Genomic DNA, 26748 nt, shown 5'->3' on the forward strand with positions numbered 1-26748 from the left:
AAGGCCTGCCCCATGCCCTTTATCGCCTTCAACAAATCCACCGAGCCGGCCGCGCCCGACGACCTCCGCATCAACAGCGCCGCGGTGCTGTATGTGGAGGCTTCGCCGCCCGACCTGGTCGGCCGGACCTTGATCCACATGCTGGGCCAGGGCGGCACGGTCAATGCCGTCACCGAGTCCATAGGCACCGTGGTCTCCACCCTGGGCGGCCTGGTGGGCTTCAGGCGCCACTACCTGGCGCCACCGCCCGAGGACGGCGCGTCCACGGTTTATGTGCAGACGGCCAACGTGAGTTATATACGCCCCAACCTGCCGCTGGCGCCGGAATTCTGGTACCTGAAATTTGTCGACGGGTCGGAGCTGCGGGTGGCGGACCCGCTGCCCTCGGAGCTTTGACACCGCACTCCACTTGCCCAAAAGAAAAGCCCTGCTGAAACCAGCAGGGCTTTGTGTCGTGACGCCGGATTATTTCGAGGCTGATTGCGCGGGCACGTAGCGGACAGGCTCATCACCCACACGCAGGTAGTTCACCACGCCCATCACGTCGTCGACCAGCCAGACGGCTTTTTCAAGGGCCTCGGACTGCTCGCGCGTCTTCACGCAGCCTTTGAGAAACACCAGCCGCCGCTCGCCCTGCACCCAGACACTGGTGTCGTCAAAACGGCCGTCGAGTTTGATGTACTGCGACACGCGCGGAATGATTTCCTGGTCGTACCAATACGAGTTGGCCAGGCGGCAACGGCCCACACGGTAGCAGCTGCCGCCGTGCTGCGCCCGCACATGGGCCACGTCGCGCACTTCCTGCTCCGTGTAAAGCGGCCCTTCGGGAATCGGGCACTGGGTAATAGCCGAGGTGACCTGCACAAAGGGGTCGTTGAAGGCGTTGCTGCGTGCCTCCTGGGCGCCCGCGCCCGTGGCCGACACAAGCACAAAAAAAAGGAAGGAAAGAAGTGACGGTTTCAACATCACTTCATCCTTCCATTTCAGCTTGCGGGTGTCAAGCTCAGGCCGTGACGCCGTCCTTCACGGTATCGGCCATGTCGGTGTAATCCTTGACCTGGTCGAAGTTGAGGTACTGGTAGACCTGCGCGCTGGCGGCCGTCAGCACGCCCATGTCGGCCATGTACTCGGCCTTGGTGGGGATGCGGCCCAGCTTGGAGCAGATCGCGGCCAGCTCGGCGGAGCCGAGGTAGACGTTGGAGTTCTTGCCCAGGCGGTTCGGGAAGTTGCGGGTGGAGGTGGAGAACACCGTCGCGCCCTCTTTTACCTGCGCCTGGTTGCCCATGCACAGGCTGCAGCCCGGCATTTCCATGCGGGCGCCGGCCGAGCCGAGCACGCCGTAGTGGCCTTCTTCCGTGAGCTGCTTGGCATCCATCTTGGTGGGCGGCGCCATCCACAGCTTGACCGGGATGTCACGCTTGTTTTCCAGCAGCTTGGAGGCCGCGCGGAAGTGGCCGATGTTGGTCATGCAGCTGCCGATGAAGACTTCATCGATCTTGCAGCCGGCCACTTCGGCCAGGATCTTCACGTCGTCGGGGTCGTTCGGGCAGGCCACGATGGGTTCGTGGATGTCGGCCAGATCGATCTCGATGACGGCGGCGTATTCGGCGTCCGCGTCGGCCTTGAGCAGCTGCGGGTCGGCCAGCCAGGCTTCCATGGCGGCGATGCGGCGCTTGATGGTGCGCACGTCCGAGTAACCCGTGGCGATCATCCACTTCAGCATCGTGATGTTGCTGTTGATGTACTCGATGATGGGTTCCTTGTTCAGGTGCACCGTGCAGCCGCCGGCGGAGCGCTCGGCCGAGGCGTCGCTGAGCTCGAAGGCCTGCTCCACCTTGAGGTCGGGCAGTCCTTCGATTTCCAGGATACGGCCCGAGAAGATGTTCTTCTTGCCCTGCTTGGCGACCGTCAGCAGGCCGGCCTTGATGGCGTAGAGCGGGATCGCGTTGACCAGGTCGCGCAGCGTGATGCCGGGCTGCATCTTGCCCTTGAAGCGCACCAGCACCGATTCAGGCATGTCCAGCGGCATGACGCCGGTGGCGGCGCCGAAAGCCACGAGGCCGGAGCCCGCGGGGAAGCTGATGCCGATGGGGAAGCGCGTGTGGCTGTCGCCGCCGGTGCCCACGGTGTCGGGCAGCAGCATGCGGTTGAGCCAGCTGTGGATGATGCCGTCGCCGGGACGCAGCGAAATGCCGCCGCGCGTGCTGATGAACTCAGGCAACTCGTGGTGCATCTTCACGTCGACAGGCTTGGGATAAGCCGCGGTGTGGCAGAAGGACTGCATGACCAGGTCGGAGCTGAAGCCCAGGCAAGCCAGGTCTTTGAGTTCGTCGCGGGTCATGGGGCCGGTGGTGTCCTGCGAGCCGACCGACGTCATCTTGGGTTCGCAGTAGGTGCCGGGGCGCACGCCCTGGCCTTCCGGCAGGCCGACCGCGCGGCCGACCATTTTTTGCGCCAACGTGAAGCCGCGGCCGTTGTCTTCAGGGCTGACCGGCAGGCGGAACTGGGTGGACACGGGCAGGCCCAGCGCGAAGCGCGCCTTGGCCGTGAGGCCGCGGCCGACGATCAGCGGAATGCGGCCGCCGGCGCGCACTTCGTCGAACAACACGTCGCTCTTGAGCTTGAACTCGGCGATCACCTTGCCGTCCTTGAGTGCCTTGCCTTCGTAGGGGCGCAGCTCGATCACGTCGCCCATGTCCATCTGGCTCACGTCAAGCTCAATCGGCAGCGCGCCGGAGTCTTCCATGGTGTTGTAAAAAATCGGGGCGATCTTGCCGCCCAGGCAGACACCACCGAAGCGCTTGTTGGGCACGAAGGGAATGTCTTCGCCGGTCCACCAGAGCACGGAGTTGGTCGCGGACTTGCGCGAGGAACCGGTGCCGACCACGTCGCCGACGTAGGCCACGAGGTTGCCCTTGCCCTTGAGTTCTTCAATGAACTTGACCGGGCCGCGCTTGCCGTCTTCCTCGGGCGTGACACCGGGCCGCGCGTTCTTGTGCATGGCCAGGGCGTGCAGCGGGATGTCGGGGCGGCTCCAGGCGTCAGGCGCGGGCGAGAGGTCGTCGGTGTTGATCTCGCCGGCCACCTTGAAGACGGTCAGCTTGATGGACTGGGGCACTTCAGGGCGGCTGGTGAACCATTCGGCGTCGGCCCAGCTTTGCAGCACGGCCTTGGCGTATTTGTTGCCCTTTTCGGCCTTTTCCTGCACGTCGTGGAACTGGTCGAACATCAGCAGGGTGTTTTTCAGGCCGCTGGCGGCTTGCGTGGCGACGCTGTCTTCGGCGTCGTCGAGCAGCTCGACCATGGGGCTGATGTTGTAGCCGCCCAGCATGGTGCCCAGCAGCTGCGTGGCTTTTTCACGCGAGATCAGCGCGCATTTTTCCGTGCCGTGGGCCACGGCGGCCAGATAGCTGGCCTTGACCTTGGCGGCATCGTCCACACCGGCGGGAACACGGTGGGTGATGAGTTCGACCAGGAAAGCTTCTTCGCCCTTGGGCGGGTTCTTCAGCAGCTCGATGACGTCGCCGGTCTGCTTGGCGGACAGCGGCAGCGGCGGGATGCCGATCACCGCGCGCTCAGCGACGTGGTTGCGGTAGGTTTGCAAGAACTCGGATGACATGCTGGTTTCTCCTGTATCGAAATCGTGGTGTGTAAAGAAAGCGGACTTTGTTTATTTGGCGGTCGAAGCGGGCTGCGCTGCCGCCGCGGCAGCGGCTGGCACGGGCTGCGCATCGGAAGCAACAGGCGCGGCGGCAGCAGGGGCCGCGGCGACGGCCGGCTTGGGTGCGTCCAGCACGCTGGCGGGCGGGTTCAGCTTGATGGCCTCAGCCACCGCCAGCTGCGCCGGGCTCATGCACTCGTCGGCCAGGCGCACGCCCAGCTTCTGGTTCATCAGCATGGATTTATTCGCCAGTTGCAGCCAGACGGCGCCGGCCTTGTGGTCTTCCAGGCGGATCGCGCCGGTGGTGGTGGCCACGGGGAACATGCGGTACTTGAAGTTCTTGCCGCTGACATTGAAATAGCCGGGCGCCTTGGGGTCGGCCGTGAGGTCGACCGCCGCACCCAGTTCGCAGGGCAGCTTGCCCACATGCACACGCTCGGCGATGGCCAGTTCGGCCGGCGTCAGCGCGGCTTCGGCGGCCTCAATGCCGGCAGCCACGTTCTTGGCGGCACTCTTGAGGTTGGTGCGGCTGGACGGGTTGACGACGGGCTGCTTCTTGGCGGCGGGTTTTGCCGCGGGCTTGGCGGCCGCGTCGGTCTGAGCCATGGAGAAGCCGGAAGCGGCCAGCAAAACAGCGGCGGCCAGTGCGTGGACAACGGAGGGGGTGTGGAGTTTTTGCATGGGGCTTTCGTACAGTGATGAGTGGGTGAACGTTCAATGAAACGCGGTCTTGAAATAAGCCTGCGCCTCGGGGGGAAGCGCCCGGCCGGTCTGGTGCGCGCGCTCCAGGACATGCCAGAAGTAACGGTAACTCGCGCGGTCGTGCAGCTTGCCTTCAAAGCTGGTGGGCGCCCAGTCGGCGCGGGCGGCGGCGGTGATGATTTTGCTAGCGTCCTCAATCTCTCCTTCGCCGGGCGCGAAGGCCTCCAGGATGGGGCGGATCTGGTTCGGGTGGATGCTCCACATCCGGGTGTAGCCCAGTTCACGGGCGGCATGGCGTGCGGCGGCGGTCATGGCTTCAATGTCGTTGAATTCCGTGACAACACAATGCGAAGGCACTTTGCCGTGGGCATGGCAGGCGGACGCGATTTCGAGCTTGGCGCGCAGCACCAGCGGGTGCGTGAACTGGCCCCGGCTGCTCATGCCGGCGGCCGGGATCGCGCCCGCATGGGCGGACACAAAATCCATGAGCCCGAAGCTCAGCGATTGCACGCGCGGGTGCGCCGCGATCTCAAAGGCGTTGCGCACCGCCAGCGGCGACTCGATCAGCACATGCAGGGGCAAGTTGCCGGCGCCGGCGGCCAGCAGCGCCTCTTCGGCACGCAGCACGTCGGCCAGCGATTCGACCTTGGGCACCATGATGTGCGAGAGATGGCGCGCCAGCTTGCCGGCGATCACCGCCATGTCGGCCTCAAAAGCCGGATGGCCGACCGCATGCACGCGCACCGCGACGCGGGCCTTGTCACCGGCCAGGGCCGCCAGGGCCACCACCATGGCCGCGTGCTCGGCCTCGCCGCCCACGGGTGCGCCGTCCTCACAGTCCAGCGTCACGTCGAACACGCAGGCGCCGAACTCCTCGATCATCTCAGCCTGCAGCTGCAGGCTTTTGCGCATACGCGCTTCCACGCCGCTGTAGTGGTCGCAGACCGGCAAAATCATGGCGCCGGCCTGGGCGCCCAGCAGCACTTGCGCGGGATGAACGGCGGTGGTGCTCATGGCTTGCGCTGCGCCACGATAAACATGCGCGGGAAAGCTAAAAGCAGCTTGCCATCGGTGCGCCCAGGGTAAGCCTTGGCAACGCGCCGCTCGTATTCGGCGAGGTAACTCGCTTGTAATTCAGGCGGGAGGCGGTCGACAAATGGCTTGAGGCCTGTCGCGCGCACCCACTCCACAATCGCCGCAGCCGAAGCCATGGGGTGCTGGTAGGCCGTGCGCCAGACATCGACATGCGCGGCCTTGTCGGCCAGCAGGTCGTAATAGCGGTCTATGGAAAAGAGATCCGTGCGCAGCTTCGAATAGTCGCCTATGGCTTCGGCCCAGGGCGCCTCGGCCGCCAGCTCGCGCATCAGGCGGTGCGTAGGCTCGTCGCGGTTGTCGGGCATCTGGATGGCCAGCACGCCGCCGGGCGCCAGCGCGGCGAACAGCCGCGGGACCAGTGTGGCGTGATCGGGCACCCATTGCAGGGCCGCATTCGCATAAATCAGCTGGGGCGCGGCATCGCCGGCAGCGGGTTGCCAATCGGCGACGTCGCTCAACTCGAAACGCGCGGCCGGCAAACGCTTGCGCGCGCTGGCCAGCATGGCTTCGGAATTGTCGGTGCCCGTGACCGTGGCGCCCGCAAAGCGGCGGACCAGCAACTCGGTGGAGTTGCCCGGCCCGCAGCCCAGGTCGAACACCGTGGCCGCCTGCGTCAGCGGAACCCGCGCCAGCAGCTCCTGGGCCGGGCGCGTGCGCTCGTCCTCATAGCGGCTGTAGAGTGCGGGGTTCCAGTCGCTCATGAGGGGCGGCGGTGGTGTGCGGGCAAGGTGCTGGGCGGCCTCGGTGCTGGGTACTGGTTTACAGCAGGTGCTTGACGCCGTCCTGCTCACCCTTGAGCTCGTCCAGGGTCTTGGTGATGCGTTCCTGGCTGAAGGCGTCGATTTCCAGGCCTTCGACCAGTTTGTACTCGCCGTTCTCGCAGGTCACGGGGAAGCCGAACATGATGTCCTTGGGAATGCCGTACTGGCCGTCTGAGGGGATACCCATGGTGACCCACTTGCCGTTGGTGCCCAGCGCCCAGTCGCGCATGTGGTCGATCGCGGCGTTGGCGGCCGATGCGGCCGAGGACAGGCCGCGTGCTTCAATGATGGCGGCGCCGCGCTTGCCGACGGTGGGCAGGAACACATTGGCGTTCCATTCCTGGTCGTTGATCATCTTGGCGACGCTCTCGCCCTTGATGGTGGCGAATCGGTAGTCTGCGTACATCGTGGGCGAGTGGTTGCCCCAGACGGTGAGCTTTTCAATGTCGGCCACGGGCTTGCCGGTCTTGGCGGCGATCTGGCTGGCGGCGCGGTTGTGATCCAGGCGCAGCATGGCGGTGAAGTTCTTGCGCGGCAAGTCGGGCGCGCTCTTCATGGCGATGTAGGCGTTGGTGTTGGCGGGGTTGCCGACCACCAGCACCTTGACGTTGCGGCTGGCGACGGCATTGAGGGCCTTGCCCTGCGCCGTGAAGATGGCGCCGTTGACGGCCAGCAGTTCGGCGCGTTCCATGCCGGGGCCGCGCGGGCGCGAGCCGACCAGCAGCGCGTAGTCGGCATCCTTGAAAGCCGTCATCGGGTCGCTGTGGGCTTCCATGCCGACGAGCAGCGGGAAGGCGCAGTCGTCGAGTTCCATCATCACGCCCTTGAGCGCTTTTTGCGGGCCCTCAACAGGCACTTCGAGCAGTTGCAGAATGACGGGCTGATCCTTGCCGAGCATTTCGCCGGAGGCAATGCGAAACAGCAGTGCGTAACCGATTTGGCCAGCTGCACCGGTGACTGCAACACGGACGGGTTTTTTGCTCATGATCGAGGGCTCCAGGAAAGTTAAGAATCGGTTGATGAGGGGTGTGGTGTGAGATGTCTGGCGCGAGCCTGGGATATTCAGGGATGGTTTGGCGGGGTTTCGCCCCTCAAAATCACCGCAAAACGGCAGGCCATGCACTGGCTCAGCCCAAGATTTTACGCTTGAAAAGTGACAGGCGTCAATTTGTCTTATGTCTTATATAAGATATGATTCGGGCTTGATTCGGAGTTTATTTCCCGGGATGCCGCGCGCCCGCCGCGGCGTCGCCGCAACCTGCTGTTAACCGCCGCCAAACTGCTGCCATGGCCATCAATACGTCCTCATTGACCGATCCCGCCGCCCTCGCCGGCGATGCCGGCGCGGCAGCGGGCGTGGCACCGGCCTTCAGCCCGCTATACCAGCAGATCAAGGTGCTGATCCTGCAAAGCCTGCAGGCCGGCGAATGGAAGCCCGGCGAGGCCATCCCCAGCGAAATGGACCTGGCCGCGCGCTTTCGCGTGAGCCAGGGCACGGTGCGCAAGGCGATTGACGAACTGGCCGCCGAAAACCTGGTGGTGCGCCGCCAGGGCAAGGGCACCTTCGTGGCCACGCATGCCGAGCAGCATGTGCAGTACCGCTTCCTGCGCCTCATGCCCGACAGCGGCGACACCACCAGCGAAGGCCCGGCCGAGCGGCAGATCATCGATTGCAAGCGCCTGCGCGCGCCGGCCGACATCGCGCGACCGCTGTCGCTGCGCACCGGCGACGCCGTGCTGCAGCTGCGCCGCGTGCTGGCCTTCCAGGGCACACCAACCATCCTCGAAGACGTCTGGCTGCCCGGCGGCCCCTTCAAGGGCCTGACCGCCGAACGGCTGGCCACCCACCGCGGCCCCATGTACGCGCTGTTTGAAACCGAGTTCGGCGTGCGCATGGTGCGCGCCGAGGAAAAAATCCGCGCCATCGCGGCCGATGAAGCGTCCGCGACGCTGCTCGGCGTGCCGGTGGGCGCACCGCTGCTCAGCGTGGAGCGCATCGCCTTTACTTACAACGACCTGCCCATGGAATTGCGCCGGGGCCTGTACCGCACCGACACCCATCACTACAAAAACGACCTTAGTTGACGGGATTCATCAAGAAGCTGCAAACGTTTGTAAGCTTATTGTTGCGTTGCAATAGAATTCGGCTGTTTAGCTGTAATTGCACGCCCGGTTACCAACCAGTTACACCCCACGAAAGCCTAAAAATGACAGAGCTGGCCTCCAAACAGCGTCCCAAGCGGCCCGAGTTCCGCAACATCAACGCCCTTTCCGACCTCCCTTCCTATCGTCTGCCGCCTGCTGGCTGGGTTTCCATCCTCCACCGTATCAGCGGCTTCATCATGTTCCTGCTGATGCCTTTCATCATCTGGATGTTCGACACCTCGATCTCTTCCGAGATTTCCTTCGAAAAATTCAAGGCCGCCTTCAACATCGGCATGCTGGGCCTGCCCGGCTTCCTCTGGAAGCTCGCGGCCCTGGCCCTGATCTGGGCCTACCTGCACCACTTCATCGCCGGCCTGCGCCACCTCTGGATGGACGTGAGCCACGCCGCCGTCAGCAAGGAGTTCGGCAAGTCCTCCGCCATCTTCACGCTGGCCGCGAGCATCGCCCTGACACTGGTCCTCGGCGCCAAGCTGTTCGGCCTTTACTGATCACAAGGAGCATCAAAAATGGCAGTTAACTACGGCTCCAAGCGCATTGTTGTCGGCGCCCACTACGGTTTGCGCGACTGGCTCGCGCAGCGCGTCACGGCCGCCCTGATGGCCCTCTTCACCGTGCTGCTGCTGGCCCAGGTCATCTTCAGCAAGGGCCCCATCGGCTACGACAAATGGGCCGGCATCTTTTCGGCGCAATGGATGAAAGTGCTGACCTTCACGGTCATCATCGCCCTGCTCTACCACGTGTGGGTCGGCATGCGCGACATCTGGATGGACTACATCAAGCCGGCCTCGATCAAGCTGGTCCTGAATGTGTTCACCATCGTCTGGCTGGTGGCCTGCGCCGGCTGGGGCATCCAGGTTCTCTGGCGCCTCTGAGCCGCCGCCCCGCAGACCCGACAAGAAGACCGACACCCCCACAAAAATCATGACCGCAACTTCCCAACTCCCCAAGCGCAAATTTGACGTCGTCATCGTCGGTGCCGGCGGCTCCGGCATGCGCGCATCACTGCAGCTGGCGCGCGCCGGCCTCAACGTGGCCGTGCTCTCCAAAGTGTTCCCCACGCGTTCGCACACCGTCGCGGCGCAAGGCGGCATAGGCGCCTCGCTCGGCAACATGAGCGAAGATAACTGGCACTACCACTTCTACGACACCGTCAAGGGCTCCGACTGGCTCGGTGACCAGGACGCGATCGAATACATGTGCCGCGAAGCGCCCAAGGTCGTGTACGACCTCGAGCACATGGGCATGCCCTTCGACCGCAACCCCGACGGCACGATTTACCAGCGCCCCTTCGGCGGCCACACCGCCAACTACGGCGAAAAACCCGTGCAGCGCGCCTGCGCCGCGGCCGACCGCACCGGCCACGCCATGTTGCATACGCTGTACCAGCAAAACGTCAAGGAAAAAACCAGCTTCTTCGTCGAATGGATGGCGCTGGACCTGATCCGCGACGCCGCGGGCGACGTCGTGGGCGTGACCGCCCTCGAAATGGAGACCGGCGACGTCCACATTTTTGAAGCCAAAACCACGCTGCTGGCCACCGGCGGCGCGGGCCGCATTTTTGCCGCCTCGACCAATGCCTTCATCAACACCGGCGACGGCCTGGGCATGGCGGCGCGCGCCGGCATCCCGCTGGAAGACATGGAGTTCTGGCAGTTCCACCCGACCGGCGTGGCCGGCGCCGGCGTGCTGCTGACCGAAGGCTGCCGCGGTGAAGGCGCCATCCTGCGCAACAGCAACGGCGAGCGCTTCATGGAGCGCTACGCGCCCACGCTGAAGGACCTGGCGCCGCGCGACTTCGTCTCGCGCTCCATGGACCAGGAAATCAAGGAAGGCCGCGGCTGCGGCCCCAACAAGGACTACATCCTGCTGGACATGACCCACTTGGGCGTGGACGCCATCATGAAGCGCCTGCCCTCGGTGTTCGAGATCGGCCACAACTTCGCCAACGTCGACATCACCAAGGAACCGATTCCCGTGGTGCCCACCATTCACTACCAGATGGGCGGCATCCCGACCAATATCCACGGCCAGGTCGTCACGCAGGACGCCAACAACCAGAGCCAGGTCGTCAATGGCCTTTACGCGGTGGGTGAATGCTCCTGCGTCAGCGTGCACGGCGCCAACCGCCTGGGCACCAATTCGCTGCTGGATCTGCTGGTCTTCGGCAAGGCCGCCGGCAACCACATCGTCGAGTTCGCCAAGACCACCACGCACAAGCCGCTGCCGGCCGACGCGGCCGACAAGACCCTGGCCCGCATCGCGCGCCTGGACAACGCGACCGACGGCGAATACGCCCAGGACGTGGCCAACGACCTGCGCGCCGCCATGCAGCAGCACGCCGGCGTGTTCCGCACCCAGGCCATCATGGACGAGGGCGTGACCAAGATCGCCGCCCTGCGAGAGCGCGTCAACCGCATCGGCCTCAAAGACAAGTCCAAGATCTTCAACACCGCGCGCATTGAGGCGCTGGAAGTTGAAAACCTGATCGAAGCCGCGGAGGCCACCATCGTGTCGGCCGCCGCCCGCAAGGAAAGCCGCGGCGCACACTCGGTCGACGACTACGGCGATACCCCTGAGCACCCGAACGGCCGCAACGACACCGACTGGCACAAGCACACGCTGTGGTACAGCGAAGGCAGCCGCCTGGCCTACAAGCCGGTGCAGATGAAGCCCCTGACCGTCGATTCCGTGCCGCTGAAGACGCGCACGTTCTGACGCCACCGACGCACAGCCGGCCTGCGACCCCACAAGAAGCGAGAACCCCATGACCAAACGCACCTTCAAGATCTACCGCTACGACCCGGACACCGACGCCAAGCCCTACATGCAGACCATCGAGGTGGAACTCGACGGCCATGAGCGCATGCTGCTGGACGCGCTGATGAAGCTCAAGGCGCAGGACCCGTCCATCAGCTTTCGCCGCTCCTGCCGCGAAGGTGTCTGCGGCTCCGACGCGATGAACATCAACGGCAAGAACGGCCTGGCCTGCCTGACCAATATGCGCACGCTGCCCGAGGTCATCGTGCTCAAGCCGCTGCCGGGCCTGCCCGTGGTGCGCGACCTGATCGTCGACATGACGCAGTTCTTCAAGCAGTACAACTCGATCAAGCCCTACCTGATCAACGACAACGTGCCGCCCGAAAAAGAGCGCCTGCAGAGCCCCGAAGAGCGCGACGAGCTCAACGGCCTCTACGAGTGCATCCTGTGCGCCAGCTGCTCGACCTCCTGCCCCAGCTTCTGGTGGAATCCCGACAAGTTCGTCGGTCCGGCCGGCCTGCTGCAGGCCTACCGCTTCATCGCCGACAGCCGCGACGAAGCCACTGCCGAGCGCCTGGACAACCTGGAAGACCCCTACCGCCTGTTCCGCTGCCACACCATCATGAACTGCGTCGACGTCTGCCCCAAGGGCCTGAACCCGACGAAAGCCATCGGCAAGATCAAGGAAATGATGGTTTTGAGGACAGTCTGACCATTCGCTGACCGACCCGACGCTATGGAAACTGCCGACGCCCTGCTCGATGAGCGCGCCCTGAGCAAGCTCAAGTGGCGCTGCCGGCGCGGCCTGCTGGAAAACGACCTGCTGATAGCGCGCTTCTTCCAGGGCTACGAGGCCACCCTGACCGTCAGGCAGGCTAAAGGGTTGAGTGATTTAATGGATTTGTCCGACAACGACCTGCTCGACCTGCTGTTAAAACGGAAGGACGCCGGCCAGCTGGCGGACGAATCGGCCAAGGCAAGCGCCTCTACTTCTGAAGCCCATGACGTTTTAAAGTTGCTGCAGCCCTCGACCCCGGCTCCGTGATTCCCAGCCCGACCCAATTTGACACTGATACGAAAGAAAGAAGCAAGAAATGAAGCTAGCTGACAACAAAGCCACCCTGTCCTTCAGCAACGGCAGCCCCAGCATTGAACTGCCGGTGTACCAGGGCAATGTCGGCCCGGACGTCGTCGACATCCGCAAGCTGTATGCCCAGACCGGCATGTTCACCTACGACCCCGGTTTCCTGTCGACCGCTTCCTGCCAGTCGGCCATCACCTACATCGACGGCGACAAGGGCGAGCTGCTGTACCGCGGCTACCCCATCGAGCAGCTGGCCACCAACTGCGACTACATGGAAACCTGCCACCTGCTGTTGTACGGAGAGCTGCCGAATGTTGCGCAGAAAGCCGACTTCGTGCACCGCGTGACCAACCACACCATGGTCAACGAGCAGATGCAGTTCTTCCTGCGTGGTTTCCGCCGCGACGCGCACCCCATGGCCATCATGACCGGCCTGGTTGGCGCCCTGTCGGCCTTCTACCATGACAGCACCGACATCAACAACCCGGAACACCGCGAAATCGCCGCTATCCGCCTGATCGCCAAGATGCCGACCCTGGTCGCCATGGCCTACAAGTACACCGTGGGCCAGCCCTACATGTACCCCAAGAACAACCTGAGCTACGCCGGCAACTTCCTGCACATGATGTTCGCCACGCCGTGCGAGGAATACAAGGTCAACCCGGTGCTCGAACGCGCGTTGGACCGCATCTTCATCCTGCACGCCGACCACGAGCAGAACGCCTCGACCTCCACCGTGCGCCTGTGCGGCTCCTCCGGCACCAACCCGTTTGCCGCCATCGCGGCCGGCGTGGCCTGCCTCTGGGGTCCGGCCCACGGCGGCGCCAACGAAGCGGCCCTCAACATGCTGGGCGACATCCAGAAGCAGGGCGGCGTCGAGAAAATCGGCGAATTCATCAAGCAGGTCAAGGACAAGAGCTCCGGCGTCAAGCTGATGGGCTTCGGCCACCGCGTTTACAAAAACTACGACCCGCGCGCCAAGCTCATGCAGGAAACCTGCAAGGAAGTGCTCCAGGAAATGGGCCTGGAAAACGACCCGCTGTTCAAGCTGGCCATGGCCCTGGAAAAGATCGCCCTCGAAGACGACTACTTCGTCTCGCGCAAGCTCTACCCCAATGTCGACTTCTACTCCGGCATCGTGCAGCGCGCCATCGGCATCCCCGTGCCGCTGTTCACCGCGATCTTCGCGCTGGCCCGCACCGTCGGCTGGATCGCCCAGCTCAATGAAATGATCGGCGACCCCGAGTACAAGATCGGCCGCCCGCGCCAGCTGTTCACCGGCGCCACGACCCGCCAGGTCAAGCCGCTGGCCAAGCGCTAAGCAAGCCCGCGCCCCGCGCAAAGCCCGCCTGATGGCAGCATCGGCGGGCTTTTTCACGCCCCCCGGCCGGAAAACGCCCGTCGGCAAGCGGGTCATCGCGTATTGCGATGGCAAAACCCGGTTCTTAGCGGCAAAATAGCGATTCACCGTCGTCTAACGCGATGACGGCACGCCCTACGCCCATGAAAAGCTCAGAACGCAACTTTGCCCGCCGCATAGACCTGACCTCGCTTCAGCTCTTTGTGGCCGTCTGCGAGCTGGGCAGCATAGGCAAGGCCGCCGAACGCGAATTCATCGCCGCCTCGGCCGTCAGCAAGCGCCTTTCCGACCTGGAGGCCACGCTGGACACCCCGCTGCTGTACCGCCACACCCGCGGAGTCGACCTGACGCCGGCCGGCGAAAGCCTGCTGCACCATGCGCGATCGGTGCTGTTCAGCCTCGAAAAAATGCAGAGCGAACTCAGCGAGTACGCCGACGGCGTGCGCGGCCATGTGCGCGTGCACGCGAGCATCTCGGCCATCGTGCAGTTTTTGCCCGAGGACCTGGGCGCTTTCACGCGCGAGCATTCCGGCATCAAGATAGACCTCGAAGAGCACCTGAGCACCGAGGTCGTGCGCGCGGTGCAGGAAGGCGCGGCCGACCTGGGCATCTGCAACACCGCCGACGGCGCGGGCGACCTGCAGGCCCTGCCCTACCGCAGCGACAAGCTGGTGCTCATCGTCCCCCGGGGCCACCCGCTGTGCGCGCAGGGCGCCATCCGCTTCGAAGCCGCGCTGGATTACGACCAGGTCGGCCTGCATTCCAACAGCTCGATTTACCTGGCCATGCGCGAAGCCGCGGCGCGCCTGGGCCGCACCATCAAGCTGCGCATCCACGTGACCGGCCTGGACGCCATGTGCCGCATGATCCACAACGGCCTGGGCGTGGGCGTGATGCCGCAGCGCGCCTTTGAGCTGACGCACGGCGTGGGCGAGCTTGAATCCATACCGCTGCTGGACAGCTGGGCGGAGCGCCAGATCCAGCTGGTGGCCCGCGACTTTTCCACGCTGCCGCTGACGGCCCGGCTGCTGGTGGAGCACCTGACGCAGCCCACGGCGCCGGCCGCCCGCGCCAAACCGGCCCACACCGGGGCCGCTCCCGCCGGTGCGGCCGCCTAAAATCACCCCAACGACAAACACACACGGCAACGAGAGACCACGAAGGAAAACCATGGGACGCACCCTCTACGACAAGATCTGGGACGAGCACGTCGTTCATACCGAAGACGACGGCACGGCCATCCTCTACATAGACCGCCACCTGGTGCACGAAGTCACCAGCCCGCAGGCCTTTGAAGGCCTGCGCGAGGCCGGCCGCAAGGTCTGGCGCATCAGCTCCATCGTCGCCACCGCCGACCACAACACGCCCACCACCGGCTGGGAACTGGGCTATGACGGCATCACCGACCAGGTCAGCAAGGAACAGATCACCACGTTGGACAGCAACATCAAGGAATTTGGCGCGGCCGCCTTCTTCCCCTTCCTCTCCAAACGCCAGGGCATCGTGCACGTCATCGGCCCCGAAAACGGCGCCACCCTGCCCGGCATGACGGTGGTCTGCGGCGACTCGCACACCTCCACCCACGGCGCCTTCGGCGCGCTGGCGCACGGCATAGGCACCAGCGAGGTCGAGCACGTGATGGCCACGCAAACCCTGCTGGCCAAAAAAGCCAAGAACATGCTCGTAAAGGTGGAAGGCAAGCTCGCCCCCGGCCTGACCGGCAAGGACATCGTGCTGGCCATCATCGGCAAGATAGGCACGGCCGGCGGCACCGGCTACACGATTGAATTCGCCGGCTCGGCGATACGCGCGCTCAGCATGGAAGGCCGCATGACGGTCTGCAACATGGCGATTGAAGCCGGCGCGCGCGCCGGCCTGGTCGCCGTCGACCAGAAAACCATCGACTACGTCAAGGGCCGCCTGCTATCGCCCACCGGCGTCGAATGGGACATGGCCGTCAAATACTGGAACACGCTGCACTCCGATGCCGATGCGAAATTCGATGCCGTGGTCGAGCTCGACGCCAGCCAGATCCTGCCGCAGGTCACCTGGGGCACCTCGCCCGAAATGGTGCTGTCGATTGACGACCGCGTGCCCGACCCCGACAAGGAAAAAGACGCCAACAAGCGCGATGCCATCGAACGCGCCCTGAAATACATGGGCCTGGAGCCCGGCAAGGCGCTGAACGACCTCTACATCGACAAGGTGTTCATAGGCTCCTGCACCAACAGCCGCATCGAGGACATGCGCGAAGCCGCCGCCGTGATCAAGAAGATCGGCCAGAAGGTCGCCAAAAACGTCAAGCTCGCACTGGTGGTGCCGGGCTCCGGCCTGGTCAAGGAGCAGGCCGAGCGCGAAGGCCTGGACAAGATCTTTGTGGCCGCCGGCTTTGAATGGCGCGAACCGGGCTGCTCCATGTGCCTGGCCATGAACGCCGACCGGCTGGAGCCGGGCGAGCGCTGCGCCTCCACCAGCAACCGCAACTTCGAAGGCCGCCAGGGCGCCGGCGGACGCACCCACCTGGTCAGCCCCGCCATGGCGGCGGCGGCGGCCGTGCACGGCCACTTTGTCGATATCCGCAAGTTTGTCTAACCCGAGCCACAGGAGGAACTTCCCATGAAAAAAATCACCACCCTGCTCGCGCTGTCGCTGGTGTCCGTGACCCTGCTGCTGGCCGGCTGCAACACCTTCCGCGGTGTCGGCCAGGACGTCCAGAAAGTCGGCGAGAAAATCGAAAACGCGGCGAAGAAGTAAATGAAAAAATTCACCCTACACAAGGGCCTCGTGGCCCCCATGGACCGCGAGAACGTCGACACCGACGCCATCATCCCCAAGCAGTTCCTCAAGTCGATACGCAAGACCGGCTTCGGACCCAACCTGTTTGATGAATGGCGCTACCTGGACGCGGGCTTTCCCGGCCAGGACCCGGCCACGCGCAAACCCAACCCCGACTTCGTGCTGAACCAGCCGCGCTATGCGGGCGCCTCCATCCTGCTGGCGCGCAAAAACTTCGGCTGCGGCTCCTCGCGCGAACACGCGCCCTGGGCGCTGGACCAATACGGCTTTCGCGCCATCATCGCGCCCAGCTACGCCGACATCTTCTTTAACAACAGCTTCAAGAACGGCCTGCTGCCCATCGTGCTGCCCGAAGCGCAGGTGGCCCAGCTGTTCGACGAGGCGCTGGCCTTTCCCGGCTACCAGCTGACGGTGGATCTGGAGCGCCAGGTGATCGTCAAGCCGCAGGGCGGGGAGCTCCCCTTCGAGGTGCAGGCCTTCCGCAAATACTGCCTGCTCAACGGCCTGGACGACATCGGCCTGACCCTGCGCCAGAGCGACAAGATCAAGGCCTTTGAAGCCGAGCGCCTGGCGACCAAACCCTGGCTGAACCACACGGTGGCGGGTTGATGCTCGCCGCGCGCCGTTTTATTCGAAGCCTGCGCTGTTGGGCGGGCGCGATGATGGTGGGACTGCTGGGCTGCACCGCGGTATATGGCCAAAGTGCTGCGCCGTCTGTGCTGGTGCTGGGTGGAGCCTCGCACACCCAGTCCGGGTTTTCGGATCCCAGGATTCAGCGTTTCTATACGGCAACCGCCGCGAACGCAGCAGAGCAAATGGCCGAGGCCCTGGAAAAGGCCGGCGTGCGCAACACCAAATTCATTGTCTGGTCGAAATACCCGGAATACCAGCAGGAGCTAGGCAACAACATCGCGGCTTGCGACTGCAACTTTTTGCTGCAAGTCTCGTTCGGAAAAGACGTCGCCGCTTCCCCACAAGTCCTGTTTCTTGAATACCAGTTGATGTACCTCGCCAAGTCTGCGTCGCAACAACCGGGATTCGAGCAAGCCAAGCTTGAAGCCAGGTTCAAGCGCCACTTTGACATTCCCATTACCAACGACATCCTCGGAGAAGGAAAATTTCCGAGCTTCGCAACCGAAATCGCCGGCGAAATCGTCAAGTCCGGCGCTTTGACAACCAACTCAAACTCCAAATGAAAATTGCAATTCTCCCGGGTGACGGCATCGGCACCGAAATCGTCGCCGAGGCCGTCAAGGTCCTGAAGGCCCTGGACCTGAAGTTCGAAACCGAAAGCGCGCTGGTCGGCGGCGCCGCCTACGAGGCCCACGGCCACCCGCTGCCCGAGGCCACGCTCAAGCTCGCCAAGGAAGCCGACGCCGTGCTCTTCGGCGCGGTAGGCGACTGGAAATACGACAAACTGGACCGTCCGCTGCGGCCCGAGCAGGCCATCCTGGGCCTGCGCAAAAACCTGGGCCTGTTCGCCAACTTCCGCCCGGCGATCTGCTACGCGCAGCTGGTGGACGCCTCCAGCCTCAAGCGCGAGCTGGTGTCCGGCCTGGATATCCTCATCATCCGCGAGCTGACCGGCGACATCTACTTCGGCCAGCCGCGCGGCCGCCGCGTCTCGCCCGACGGCCATTTCCCCGGCTCGGAAGAAGCTTTCGACACCATGCGCTATTCGCGCCCGGAGATCGAGCGCATCGCCCACGTCGCCTTCCAGGCGGCCCGCAAGCGCGGCAAGCGCGTGACCAGCGTCGACAAGGCCAACGTGCTGGAAACCTTCCAGCTCTGGAAAGACGTGGTCACCGAGGTCGGCACGCAATACCCCGACGTCGCGCTGGACCACATGTATGTGGACAACGCCGCCATGCAGCTGGTGAAGGCGCCCAAGAAGTTCGACGTGGTCGTCACCGGCAATATGTTCGGCGACATCCTCAGCGACGCCGCCGCCATGCTGACCGGCTCTATCGGCATGCTGCCCTCGGCCAGCCTCAACGACAAAAACCAGGGCCTGTACGAGCCCAGCCACGGCAGCGCGCCCGACATCGCCGGCAAGGGCGTGGCGAATCCGCTGGCAACGATTTTGAGCGCGGCCATGATGCTGCGCTTCAGCCTGAACCAGCCCGAAGCCGCCGCCCGCATCGAAAAAGCCGTGGACGCCGTGCTGAGCCAGGGCCTGCGCACACCCGACATTTATAGCGAAGGCACGACCAAGGTCGGCACGGTGCAGATGGGCGATGCGGTCGTCAAAGCGCTAAGCTGACGTTTTTTTGCCGCAAACTGCCTCAAACCACGGTTTTACCGACGGTTTGAGGCAGCTGTCAGCCTAGTCAAAGCCAAGCCTGGCTACAATCGACACCTATGCGCAAAAACCCCGCTTTCACCCACTGCCCCGCCGCCCTGCGCGCGGGTCATGGCGCGCCGGTTTTTGCCCAGATCACCAAAACGACCACCATTAAAGGCTAGCAAGCCTGGTTCGTCGTGCCCTGCCGGCTCGATGAGCCGGGCCCAAAAGCCATATTTTTGACTTTTTGAAGGGGCAGTTCCAATGAAACTCAAAGGCAATCTCACAGGGCTCGTCGGTTGGCGCGGCATGGTCGGCTCGGTCCTGATCGACCGCATGCAGGCCGAGGGCGATTTCGACCTGATCGAGCCGGTGTTCTTTTCGACCTCCAACGCGGGCGGCAAAGCCCCCGCCCAGGCGAAGAACGAGACCACGCTCAAAAACGCCTTTGACATTGAAGCGCTCAAGAAGTGCGACGTCATCATCACGGCCCAGGGCGGCGACTACACCTCCGAAGTCTTCCCCAAGCTGCGCGCGGCCGGCTGGAAGGGCCACTGGATAGACGCGGCCTCCACGCTGCGCATGAACGACGACGCCGTCATCATCCTGGACCCGGTCAACCTGCCGGTGATCCAGAACGCGCTGGCCAAGGGCGGCAGCAACTGGATTGGCGGCAACTGCACGGTCAGCTGCATGCTGATGGGCGTGGGCGCGCTGTACAAGGCCGGCCTGGTCGAGTGGATGACCAGCATGACCTACCAGGCGGCTTCGGGCGGCGGCGCGCAGCACATGCGCGAATTGCTCACGCAGTTCGGCACGCTCAACAGCGAAGTCCGCTCGCTGCTGGACGACCCCAAGTCCGCCATCCTTGAAATCGACCGCCGCATCCTGGCCAAACAACAGGGCTTGAGCACCAGTGAGACCGCCAACTTCGGCGTGCCGCTGGGCGGCTCGCTGATTCCCTGGATCGACAAGGACCTGGGCAACGGCATGAGCAAGGAAGAATGGAAGGGCGGCGCCGAGACCAACAAGATCTTGGGCCAGGGCGCGAGCTTCGGCACGGCCGAAACCCCCGTGGACGGCTTCTGTGTGCGCATAGGCGCGATGCGCTGCCACAGCCAGGCGCTGACCTTCAAGCTCAAGAAGGACGTGCCGCTGGCCGACATCGAGGCCATGATCGCAGCCGACAACGAGTGGGTCAAAGTCGTGCCCAACACGCGCGAAGCTTCCATCAAGGACCTCACACCCGTGGCCGTCACCGGCACCATGCAGATCCCGGTGGGCCGGCTGCGCAAGCTGGCCATGGGCCCCGACTACCTGGGTGCGTTCACGGTGGGCGACCAGCTGCTGTGGGGCGCCGCCGAGCCGCTGCGCCGCATGCTGCGCATCCTGCTGCAGGCCTGAAATAATGAAGGTGAGCGGCTGCCAACATGCAGCCGCCCATCCGTAACTACATGTCACAGGACGTTGTCGTCAGACAACATCCGAAACTTGTAAGTTGCTGCTAACTCGCTGTGTCAAAACTTAAGTGGTGTCTTAGCTTGTCAGCCTAATGCCTTGATGTTAAGGTTGTTTTTCGAAAATTCGCATCGAGGTTTTTGTGCGCATAAGCAGAATAAAGTTACATGCAGACCGAGCACTGGAGGCTCACAACCCCATGAATAATCGCGGTCGTTGGCGCATAGGCGCCCTGGCAAGTGCCATTGCACTGCTCGGCAGCCTGGCAAGTCTGGAAGCCCACGCGCTCGCGCTGGGCCGGATCACAGTTCAGTCGGCATTGGGCGAGCCCCTTCGCGCGGAAATCGAGATTGCCGACATCAGGCCCGATGAAGCGTCCAGCCTCAAGGCTGGCGTGGCCCCACCCGATACCTTCAAGGCCGCAGGGCTTGAATACGGCAGCGTGGTTTCCGGCGTCGAGGTCAGCCTGCAGCGGCGCCCCGACGGCCGCTCCTTTCTGCGCTTGAGCAGCAGCCGCCCCGTCACCGAGCCTTTTGTCGACCTGATCCTGGAAGCCAGCTGGGCCAACGGCCGTATCACGCGCGACTACACCATGCTGTTCGACCCGCCGGCCCTGCGCTCGGGCAGCTCCGCAGCCGCGCCTACCGCGCCGGTCCTGTCGTCCCGCCCCGCGGCGCCGCCCGCCAAGGGCATTGCCTCCATTCCCTACTCGCCGCCGGCCGGCCCCAGCACCCGGCCCGCGCCGGTCGCCAAGGCCCCTGCCGCGCCCCTCGAGAAAGTGCCCGCCGGCGGTGACAAACAGGTTACCGTCAAGAGCGGCGACACCGCCGGCAAGATCGCCGCCCAGAACAAGCCCGCCAGCGTGTCGCTGGACCAGATGCTGGTGGCCCTGCTGCGCAGCAACCCGGACGCCTTCATCGGCGGCAACGTGAACCGCATCAAATCCGGCGCCGTGCTGGACATCCCGAGCGCCGAAACGGCCAGCGCGATTGCCGCCGGTGAAGCCAGCCAGACCATCGTCGCGCAAAGCAAGGACTTCAACAGCTTCCGCCGCAAACTGGCCGAAGGCGTGCCGGCCACCCAGGTGGCCAGCGCCGACCGCCAGGCCGGCGGCAAGGTGCAGGCCAAGGTCGAAGACCGCGCACCCGCCAGCAGCACACCCGACAAGCTGACCCTCTCCAAGGGCGCGGTCCAGGGCAAGGCGGCCCCGACGGCGGCCGAAGACAAGATCGCCAAGGAACGCCAGGCCAAGGAAGCCTCCACGCGGGTGGCCGAACTGTCCAAGAACATCAGCGAACTGAACAAGCTGGGTGCGGCTCCCGCGGCAGCGCCCGCCGCCAGTGCGGCCAAAGCCCCCGGCGTCGCCGTTCCCGCGCCCGCCAGCGTGCCGGCCCCAGCGGTCGCACCGGCTCCTGCCGCGGCAACCACCCCTGCCGCGTCCGCCCCGGCCAGCAAGCCGGCATCGGCACCGACCGCTGCCGCCGTCACACCGCCGGCAGTTGCCGGTAGCGCGCCGGCGCCGGCAGCCGCCGCGTCCGCTCCCGCAGCAGCCACTTCTGCCCCTGTGGCGGCGGCCTCCGCCTCCGCCAGCCCCGCCCCGGTAGCTGCGGCCTCCGAGCCGGCCCCGGCCGCCAGCGCCGCGGTCACGCCGCCTGTGGCTGCCGCCAAAAAACCCGTGGCAGCACCGCCGCCACCGCCTGAACCCAGCCTGGTCGACGAACTCCTCGACAACCCGCTGATACTGCCCATCGCCGGCGGCCTGCTGTTGCTGCTCGCCGGTTTCGGCTTTTACCGCTACCGCCAGCGCGGCGGCGCGGCCCAGGTCGACAGTTCCTTCCTCGAAAGCAGGCTGCAGCCCGATTCTTTTTTCGGCGCCAGCGGCGGCCAAAGGATTGACACGAATGAAGGCAACGCCACAGGCTCGTCCCTGGTGTATTCGCCCAGTCAATTGGATGCCGCTGGCGACGTCGACCCCGTAGCCGAAGCCGATGTGTACCTGGCCTATGGACGCGACCTGCAGGCCGAGGAAATCCTCAAGGAAGCCATGCGCACCAGCCCGATGCGCGTGGCCATCCATGCCAAGCTGATGGAAATCTACGCCAAGCGCCGTGACAGCAAGGCGTTTGAGACCGTCGCCATCGAGGCTTTCAACCTCACCCACGGTAGCGGTCCCGAGTGGGCCTACATCACCGAAATGGGCCGCGAACTCGACCCCGCCAACCCGATGTACCAGCCGGGCGGGCAGCCCGCCGGCGCCGGCCATGGCGGCAGCACCTCGGCCTTCAGCCCGGGCGGCACCGTGGCCATGGTGGCACAACCGGCGCACGTCCCCGCGCCCACGCCTTCCGTGGATGTCGACCTCGACCTGGACTTCTCGCTCGGTGACGAACCCAGTGAGCCGACCACGCCGGCCGCCATCTCGGCCCCGCCGCCTCCGCCGCCGGCACCCGTGCGCGTCGAGCCCACGGTGGCCATGAAGGCGCCGGAACCCGCTCCCCTGAACATGGATTTCAGCAGCGCCACGGTAGCGCTCCCGACGGCCACGCCGCCGGCCGCCAAACCCGCCGCCGCGCCCGAGGCCTCTTTCCTCGATGAAGGCCTGAACTTCACGCCCGAGCCGTTCACACCAGCGCCCAAACCGGCACCGGCACCCGCCCCCGTGAAGGCGGCGGCGCCCGCGCCGGCCCCTGCGCCAGCGGCAGCTCCGGCACCGGCGGCTGACAACGGCATGCTGGAATTCGACCTCGGTTCGCTGTCGCTGGACCTCAACGGCCCCACCACGGAAAGCCCTGCCCATCCCGAGGAAGCCTTGTCCATGTCCGGAGACCCGCTGGAAACCAAATTCCTGCTGGCCGAGGAATTCCGTTCGCTCGGCGATTCCGATGGCGCCAGGTCCCTGGCCGAAGAAGTGATGGCCGAAGCCAAGGGCCCGCTGAAGGTCAAGGCACAGGCCTTCCTGAACGCCCTGTCGTGAGCGCAGCCTGAACGCGCTGCGTTCACTGCGTGCCCGCCTGTGAGGATCGCACTTGGCATCAGCTATAGCGGCAGCGGCTACGAAGGCTGGCAGAGCCAGCTTTCGGGCAACACGGTCCAGGACAAGCTGGAGCTGGCGCTCGGCAAATTCGCCGCCCAGCCGATCCGCACGCTGTGCGCCGGCCGCACCGACGCCGGCGTGCACGGCCTCATGCAGGTCGTGCACTTCGACACCCTGCTGCAGCGCGACATCGCCTCCTGGGTGCGCGGCACCAACACCTTTTTGCCGACCGACATCGCCGTGCAGTGGGCGCGCGAAGTCCCGGACGAATTCCATTGCCGCGGCAGCGCCATCGCGCGCCGCTATGCTTACGTGGTGCTGGAGTCGCCGGTGCGGCCCAGCGTGGAAGCCGGGCGCGTCGGCTGGGTCTACCGGCCGCTGGACGAGACGGCCATGCGCCAGGCCGCCACTCACCTGGTCGGCGAGCATGATTTCAGCTCCTTCCGGGCCGCGCAATGCCAGGCCAAGTCCCCGGTCAAAACCATCAAGCGCATCACGATCTCGCACCGTGGGGAGCCGGGAGCCCGGTACTGGCGCTTCGAGTTCGAAGCCAACGCCTTTTTGCACCACATGATCCGCAATATCATGGGCTGCCTGGTCGCCATAGGCCAGGGCAGCTACCCGCCGGACTGGCTGGCCGGCGTGATGGCTGCGCGCAGCCGCGACGCAGCCGCGCCCACGTTCTCGCCTGATGGTTTGTACTTCCTGGGGCCGGTGTATGAAGACCACTATGGCCTGCCAAGTCGCACGGCGGCCTATGATTGGCTGCCATGACGCCGACACCAATTACCCGTACCCGCATCAAAATCTGCGGCCTGACCCGCGAGGAAGACGTGGATGCCGCCGTGGCGGCCGGGGCGGACGCGGTCGGTTTTGTGATGTACGAGGCCAGCCCGCGCCATGTGACGGCCGAACGCGCCGCCGAACTGGCCCGCCGCCTGCCGCCCTTTGTGACCCCGGTGCTGCTCTTCGTCAACGCGCCCACGGCCCGCATCAGCGCCGCCTGCGCCCTCATGCCCACGGCTTTTCTGCAATTTCACGGGGACGAAACGCCCGAAACCTGCCTGCAGGCCGGCCGGCCCTTTATGCGCGCGGCGCGCATTCCGCTTGATGAAAAAGCCGCCCCAAACACCCAGGGCAACCCGGGCGGCTTTGATCTCGTAAAATACGCCCAGGACTTCAAGGCCGCACAAGCCATCCTCCTCGACGCCCATGTCGAGGGTTATGGCGGCGGCGGGAAAACATTCAATTGGTCACTTCTTCCTCCAAACGTCAACGCTCACCTCGTTTTGTCTGGTGGATTGACGCCTGCAAACGTGATCGATGGCATTTCGCAAGTCAGGCCGCGTTGCACAACGCTGGCCGTTGATGTCAGTTCCGGCGTCGAGATTTCCAAGGGAGTCAAAAGCGCCGACAAAATCAACCAATTCGTCGCGGCCGTGCGCGCCGCCGACGAGTTACTTGCAAAGAGTCCCCATCATGTACGAGTACCACCAGCCTGACGCTTCAGGCCATTTCGGAATTTACGGCGGCAGTTTCGTTTCGGAAACGCTGACCCACGCGATCAACGAACTCAAGGCCGCCTACGCCAAATACCAGCACGACCCGGAATTCATCGCCGAATTCCATTCCGAGCTGGCGCATTTCGTGGGCCGCCCTTCCCCGATCTACCATGCCGCGCGCATGAGCCGCGAACAGGGCGGCGCGCAGATCTACCTCAAGCGCGAGGACCTCAACCACACCGGCGCGCACAAGATCAACAACACCATAGGCCAGGCCATGCTGGCGCGCCGCATGGGCAAGCCGCGCGTCATCGCCGAGACCGGCGCCGGCCAGCACGGTGTGGCCACCGCCACCATCTGCGCGCGCTACGGCCTGGAGTGCGTGGTCTACATGGGCAGCGAAGACGTCAAGCGCCAGAGCCCCAATGTCTACCGCATGAACCTGCTGGGCGCCACGGTGGTGCCGGTCGAAAGCGGCAGCAAGACGCTGAAAGACGCGCTCAACGAGGCCATGCGCGACTGGGTCGCCAACGTGGACAACACCTTCTACATCATAGGCACGGTGGCCGGCCCCCACCCTTATCCCATGATGGTGCGCGACTTCCAGAGCGTGATCGGCGCCGAATGCCTGCAGCAGATGCCGGAATTCATCGGCAGCAAACAACCCGACGCGGTGATCGCCTGCGTGGGCGGCGGCAGCAATGCCATGGGCATCTTCCATCCCTATATCCAGCACGCCAAAACCCGCCTGATCGGCGTCGAGGCCGCCGGCGAGGGCCTGGAAAGCGGCAAGCATTCGGCTTCGCTGCAGCGCGGCCTGCCCGGCGTGCTGCACGGCAACCGCACTTATGTGCTGCAAAACGAGGACGGCCAGGTCACCGAGACCCACAGCATCAGCGCCGGGCTGGATTACCCCGGCGTGGGCCCGGAACACGCCTTCCTGAAAGACATAGGCCGCGCTGAATATGTCGGCATCACCGACAAGGAAGCGCTGGAAGCTTTCCATTACCTGTGCCGCACCGAAGGCATCATTCCCGCACTGGAATCCAGCCATGCCGTGGCCTGCGCCATGAAGATGGCGCGCAGCATGCGTAGCGACCAGAGCCTGCTCGTCTGCCTTTCGGGGCGGGGCGACAAGGACATAGGCACGGTGGCCGACCTTTCGGGTGCCGACTTTTACGACCGGCCGTCCATGCGAGGCCTTTCGGTCAAGGGCGGCGCAAAGGGTAGCGAGGTACAGCCATGAGCCGCATTGCCGCCACCTTTTCCACACTCAAAAGCCAGGGCCGCAAGGCCTTGATTCCTTACGTCACCGCGGGCTTTCCCTTTGCCGACGTCACGCCGGAGCTGATGCATGCCATGGTGGCCGGCGGCGCCGACGTGATCGAGCTGGGCGTGCCGTTTTCCGACCCCAGCGCCGACGGTCCGGTGATCCAGAAAGCCGGCGACAAAGCCCTGTCCTTCGGCATAGGCCTGGCCCAGGTGCTGGACATGGTGCGCCAGTTCCGCAGCAAAGACAGCAGCACGCCGGTGGTCCTGATGGGTTACGCCAACCCCGTGGAGCGCTACGACATCAAACACGGCGGCGGCAAAACGGAAAGCGCTTTCATCCGCGACGCCGCCCAGGCCGGCGTGGACGGTGTGCTCATCGTCGACTACCCGCCCGAGGAATGCGTGGAATTCGCCGCCCGGCTGCGCGCGCACAACATGGATTTGATCTTTTTGCTGGCGCCCACCAGCACCGACGCGCGCATGGCCCAGGTGGCCGAAGTCGCCAGCGGCTATGTCTACTACGTCTCGCTCAAGGGCGTGACGGGCGCCGGCACGCTGGACGTAGGGGCCGTCGAAGCCACGCTGCCGCGCATACGCAAGCATGTGAACGTGCCCGTGGGCGTGGGCTTCGGCATACGCGACGCCGCCACGGCCAAGGCCATCGGCAAGGTGGCCGATGCCGTGGTCATAGGCAGCAAAATCATCCAGCTGATCGAAAACCAGCCGCGCGACAAGGTGGCCGCCACCGCGCAGGCGTTTTTGCAGGAAATCCGTACTGCTTTGGACTGACTTTCAAGCAGGCCGGCCTGGGGCCGG

Annotated in this window: 26 protein-coding genes; 20 read left to right on the plus strand and 6 right to left on the minus strand. The window is 64.7% G+C overall.

Features of this window, described 5'->3' with window-relative positions:
* Positions 1–12 precede the first annotated feature (12 nt).
* Complete coding sequence (locus tag BLQ85_RS12950) at positions 13–396, plus strand: hypothetical protein (RefSeq protein WP_074577627.1); 384 nt, start codon at positions 13–15, stop codon at positions 394–396.
* 69 nt (positions 397–465) lie between these two features.
* Here the strand turns inward: BLQ85_RS12950 and BLQ85_RS12955 are convergent, their stop codons facing one another.
* From BLQ85_RS12955 to BLQ85_RS12980, 6 genes are all read right to left on the minus strand, one after another.
* Positions 466–966: a BON domain-containing protein gene (locus tag BLQ85_RS12955; protein ID WP_074577629.1), complete on the minus strand. Its 501-nt coding sequence runs from the start codon at positions 964–966 to the stop codon at positions 466–468.
* 37 nt (positions 967–1003) lie between these two features.
* On the minus strand, positions 1004–3619 hold the full coding sequence (locus tag BLQ85_RS12960; RefSeq protein ID WP_074577631.1) for a bifunctional aconitate hydratase 2/2-methylisocitrate dehydratase: 2616 nt from the start codon (positions 3617–3619) through the stop codon (positions 1004–1006).
* A 51-nt stretch (positions 3620–3670) separates the two neighbouring features.
* Positions 3671–4267, minus strand: coding sequence for a hypothetical protein (locus tag BLQ85_RS12965; RefSeq protein WP_371327284.1), 597 nt, complete (start codon positions 4265–4267; stop codon positions 3671–3673).
* A gap of 108 nt (positions 4268–4375) precedes the next feature.
* Entirely contained in the window at positions 4376–5377 is a 1002-nt protein-coding gene (locus BLQ85_RS12970) for an HpcH/HpaI aldolase/citrate lyase family protein (protein WP_074577636.1), read from the minus strand.
* Positions 5374–6159, minus strand: coding sequence for a trans-aconitate 2-methyltransferase (gene tam, locus BLQ85_RS12975; protein WP_074577638.1), 786 nt, complete (start codon positions 6157–6159; stop codon positions 5374–5376). The genes BLQ85_RS12970 and tam overlap by 4 nt, the downstream gene beginning before the upstream one ends.
* 58 nt (positions 6160–6217) lie before the next feature.
* Positions 6218–7204 carry a malate dehydrogenase gene (locus BLQ85_RS12980; protein WP_007866656.1) on the minus strand — a complete coding sequence of 329 codons (987 nt, stop codon included), beginning with the start codon at positions 7202–7204 and terminating at the stop codon, positions 6218–6220.
* 302 nt (positions 7205–7506) lie between these two features.
* Here BLQ85_RS12980 and BLQ85_RS12985 point away from each other — a divergent pair, with 302 nt between their 5' ends.
* From BLQ85_RS12985 to trpA, 19 genes are all read left to right on the plus strand, one after another.
* The gene (locus tag BLQ85_RS12985; RefSeq protein WP_254806423.1) at positions 7507–8304 is read left to right on the plus strand and encodes a GntR family transcriptional regulator; all 798 of its coding nucleotides are present in this window, start codon (positions 7507–7509) and stop codon (positions 8302–8304) included.
* 122 nt (positions 8305–8426) lie between these two features.
* A complete protein-coding gene (gene sdhC, locus BLQ85_RS12990; protein WP_007866652.1) occupies positions 8427–8873 on the plus strand; it encodes a succinate dehydrogenase, cytochrome b556 subunit in 447 nt (148 codons plus the stop codon).
* Between the two features lie 18 nt (positions 8874–8891).
* On the plus strand, positions 8892–9257 hold the full coding sequence (gene sdhD, locus BLQ85_RS12995; protein ID WP_007866650.1) for a succinate dehydrogenase, hydrophobic membrane anchor protein: 366 nt from the start codon (positions 8892–8894) through the stop codon (positions 9255–9257).
* 49 nt (positions 9258–9306) lie between these two features.
* A complete protein-coding gene (gene sdhA / locus BLQ85_RS13000; RefSeq protein ID WP_074577640.1) occupies positions 9307–11100 on the plus strand; it encodes a succinate dehydrogenase flavoprotein subunit in 1794 nt (597 codons plus the stop codon).
* A gap of 49 nt (positions 11101–11149) precedes the next feature.
* Entirely contained in the window at positions 11150–11854 is a 705-nt protein-coding gene (locus BLQ85_RS13005; protein WP_007866645.1) for a succinate dehydrogenase iron-sulfur subunit, read from the plus strand.
* A gap of 24 nt (positions 11855–11878) precedes the next feature.
* Positions 11879–12187 carry an FAD assembly factor SdhE gene (locus tag BLQ85_RS13010; RefSeq protein WP_074577643.1) on the plus strand — a complete coding sequence of 103 codons (309 nt, stop codon included), beginning with the start codon at positions 11879–11881 and terminating at the stop codon, positions 12185–12187.
* 49 nt (positions 12188–12236) lie between these two features.
* The gene (gene gltA, locus BLQ85_RS13015; protein ID WP_007866641.1) at positions 12237–13547 is read left to right on the plus strand and encodes a citrate synthase; all 1311 of its coding nucleotides are present in this window, start codon (positions 12237–12239) and stop codon (positions 13545–13547) included.
* 182 nt (positions 13548–13729) lie between these two features.
* Positions 13730–14704: a LysR family transcriptional regulator gene (locus BLQ85_RS13020; protein ID WP_074577774.1), complete on the plus strand. Its 975-nt coding sequence runs from the start codon at positions 13730–13732 to the stop codon at positions 14702–14704.
* Between the two features lie 52 nt (positions 14705–14756).
* The gene (gene leuC, locus BLQ85_RS13025) at positions 14757–16178 is read left to right on the plus strand and encodes a 3-isopropylmalate dehydratase large subunit (RefSeq protein WP_074577645.1); all 1422 of its coding nucleotides are present in this window, start codon (positions 14757–14759) and stop codon (positions 16176–16178) included.
* A gap of 24 nt (positions 16179–16202) precedes the next feature.
* A complete protein-coding gene (locus tag BLQ85_RS13030; protein WP_074577647.1) occupies positions 16203–16340 on the plus strand; it encodes an entericidin A/B family lipoprotein in 138 nt (45 codons plus the stop codon).
* Positions 16341–16991 (plus strand): 3-isopropylmalate dehydratase small subunit, encoded by a 651-nt coding sequence (leuD, locus tag BLQ85_RS13035; RefSeq protein ID WP_074577651.1) that lies wholly within the window; start codon positions 16341–16343, stop codon positions 16989–16991.
* Positions 16991–17578: a hypothetical protein gene (locus BLQ85_RS24260; protein ID WP_217631822.1), complete on the plus strand. Its 588-nt coding sequence runs from the start codon at positions 16991–16993 to the stop codon at positions 17576–17578. The genes leuD and BLQ85_RS24260 overlap by 1 nt, the downstream gene beginning before the upstream one ends.
* Positions 17575–18645: a 3-isopropylmalate dehydrogenase gene (leuB, locus tag BLQ85_RS13045; protein ID WP_074577653.1), complete on the plus strand. Its 1071-nt coding sequence runs from the start codon at positions 17575–17577 to the stop codon at positions 18643–18645. The genes BLQ85_RS24260 and leuB overlap by 4 nt, the downstream gene beginning before the upstream one ends.
* Before the next feature lie 285 nt (positions 18646–18930).
* The gene (gene asd, locus BLQ85_RS13050; RefSeq protein WP_074577654.1) at positions 18931–20070 is read left to right on the plus strand and encodes an aspartate-semialdehyde dehydrogenase; all 1140 of its coding nucleotides are present in this window, start codon (positions 18931–18933) and stop codon (positions 20068–20070) included.
* Between the two features lie 253 nt (positions 20071–20323).
* Entirely contained in the window at positions 20324–23098 is a 2775-nt protein-coding gene (locus BLQ85_RS13055; RefSeq protein ID WP_074577655.1) for a FimV/HubP family polar landmark protein, read from the plus strand.
* A 39-nt stretch (positions 23099–23137) separates the two neighbouring features.
* On the plus strand, positions 23138–23932 hold the full coding sequence (truA, locus tag BLQ85_RS13060) for a tRNA pseudouridine(38-40) synthase TruA (RefSeq protein ID WP_074577656.1): 795 nt from the start codon (positions 23138–23140) through the stop codon (positions 23930–23932).
* Positions 23929–24660, plus strand: a complete 732-nt coding sequence (locus tag BLQ85_RS13065) for a phosphoribosylanthranilate isomerase (RefSeq protein WP_139200966.1) — start codon at positions 23929–23931, stop codon at positions 24658–24660. Before truA ends, BLQ85_RS13065 begins: the two co-directional genes overlap by 4 nt.
* Positions 24638–25906 carry a tryptophan synthase subunit beta gene (gene trpB / locus BLQ85_RS13070; protein ID WP_074577658.1) on the plus strand — a complete coding sequence of 423 codons (1269 nt, stop codon included), beginning with the start codon at positions 24638–24640 and terminating at the stop codon, positions 25904–25906. The genes BLQ85_RS13065 and trpB overlap by 23 nt, the downstream gene beginning before the upstream one ends.
* Positions 25903–26721, plus strand: a complete 819-nt coding sequence (gene trpA / locus BLQ85_RS13075; RefSeq protein ID WP_074577659.1) for a tryptophan synthase subunit alpha — start codon at positions 25903–25905, stop codon at positions 26719–26721. The genes trpB and trpA overlap by 4 nt, the downstream gene beginning before the upstream one ends.
* Positions 26722–26748: the final 27 nt, after the last annotated feature.

The sequence above is a fragment of the Polaromonas sp. JS666 genome, from assembly GCF_900103405.1.
In the GTDB taxonomy this organism is placed as follows: domain Bacteria; phylum Pseudomonadota; class Gammaproteobacteria; order Burkholderiales; family Burkholderiaceae_C; genus Polaromonas.

What these genes read in the sequence shown, in the direction of transcription:
- BLQ85_RS13030 (WP_074577647.1), top strand. Translation starts at nt 16,203, where the DNA reads ATGAAAAAAATCACCACCCTGCTCGCGCTGTCGCTGGTGTCCGTGACC.
- BLQ85_RS13020 (WP_074577774.1), top strand. Translation starts at nt 13,730, where the DNA reads ATGAAAAGCTCAGAACGCAACTTTGCCCGCCGCATAGACCTGACCTCG.
- trpB (WP_074577658.1), top strand. Translation starts at nt 24,638, where the DNA reads ATGTACGAGTACCACCAGCCTGACGCTTCAGGCCATTTCGGAATTTAC.
- BLQ85_RS13065 (WP_139200966.1), top strand. Translation starts at nt 23,929, where the DNA reads ATGACGCCGACACCAATTACCCGTACCCGCATCAAAATCTGCGGCCTG.
- sdhD (WP_007866650.1), top strand. Translation starts at nt 8,892, where the DNA reads ATGGCAGTTAACTACGGCTCCAAGCGCATTGTTGTCGGCGCCCACTAC.
- BLQ85_RS13055 (WP_074577655.1), top strand. Translation starts at nt 20,324, where the DNA reads ATGAATAATCGCGGTCGTTGGCGCATAGGCGCCCTGGCAAGTGCCATT.
- leuD (WP_074577651.1), top strand. Translation starts at nt 16,341, where the DNA reads ATGAAAAAATTCACCCTACACAAGGGCCTCGTGGCCCCCATGGACCGC.
- BLQ85_RS13010 (WP_074577643.1), top strand. Translation starts at nt 11,879, where the DNA reads ATGGAAACTGCCGACGCCCTGCTCGATGAGCGCGCCCTGAGCAAGCTC.
- BLQ85_RS12985 (WP_254806423.1), top strand. Translation starts at nt 7,507, where the DNA reads ATGGCCATCAATACGTCCTCATTGACCGATCCCGCCGCCCTCGCCGGC.
- sdhC (WP_007866652.1), top strand. Translation starts at nt 8,427, where the DNA reads ATGACAGAGCTGGCCTCCAAACAGCGTCCCAAGCGGCCCGAGTTCCGC.
- sdhA (WP_074577640.1), top strand. Translation starts at nt 9,307, where the DNA reads ATGACCGCAACTTCCCAACTCCCCAAGCGCAAATTTGACGTCGTCATC.
- BLQ85_RS12965 (WP_371327284.1), bottom strand. Translation starts at nt 4,267, where the DNA reads ATGGCTCAGACCGACGCGGCCGCCAAGCCCGCGGCAAAACCCGCCGCC.
- BLQ85_RS13005 (WP_007866645.1), top strand. Translation starts at nt 11,150, where the DNA reads ATGACCAAACGCACCTTCAAGATCTACCGCTACGACCCGGACACCGAC.
- leuB (WP_074577653.1), top strand. Translation starts at nt 17,575, where the DNA reads ATGAAAATTGCAATTCTCCCGGGTGACGGCATCGGCACCGAAATCGTC.
- gltA (WP_007866641.1), top strand. Translation starts at nt 12,237, where the DNA reads ATGAAGCTAGCTGACAACAAAGCCACCCTGTCCTTCAGCAACGGCAGC.
- asd (WP_074577654.1), top strand. Translation starts at nt 18,931, where the DNA reads ATGAAACTCAAAGGCAATCTCACAGGGCTCGTCGGTTGGCGCGGCATG.
- BLQ85_RS12970 (WP_074577636.1), bottom strand. Translation starts at nt 5,377, where the DNA reads ATGAGCACCACCGCCGTTCATCCCGCGCAAGTGCTGCTGGGCGCCCAG.
- BLQ85_RS24260 (WP_217631822.1), top strand. Translation starts at nt 16,991, where the DNA reads ATGCTCGCCGCGCGCCGTTTTATTCGAAGCCTGCGCTGTTGGGCGGGC.
- tam (WP_074577638.1), bottom strand. Translation starts at nt 6,159, where the DNA reads ATGAGCGACTGGAACCCCGCACTCTACAGCCGCTATGAGGACGAGCGC.
- BLQ85_RS12980 (WP_007866656.1), bottom strand. Translation starts at nt 7,204, where the DNA reads ATGAGCAAAAAACCCGTCCGTGTTGCAGTCACCGGTGCAGCTGGCCAA.
- BLQ85_RS12950 (WP_074577627.1), top strand. Translation starts at nt 13, where the DNA reads ATGCCCTTTATCGCCTTCAACAAATCCACCGAGCCGGCCGCGCCCGAC.
- leuC (WP_074577645.1), top strand. Translation starts at nt 14,757, where the DNA reads ATGGGACGCACCCTCTACGACAAGATCTGGGACGAGCACGTCGTTCAT.
- BLQ85_RS12960 (WP_074577631.1), bottom strand. Translation starts at nt 3,619, where the DNA reads ATGTCATCCGAGTTCTTGCAAACCTACCGCAACCACGTCGCTGAGCGC.
- BLQ85_RS12955 (WP_074577629.1), bottom strand. Translation starts at nt 966, where the DNA reads ATGTTGAAACCGTCACTTCTTTCCTTCCTTTTTTTTGTGCTTGTGTCG.
- trpA (WP_074577659.1), top strand. Translation starts at nt 25,903, where the DNA reads ATGAGCCGCATTGCCGCCACCTTTTCCACACTCAAAAGCCAGGGCCGC.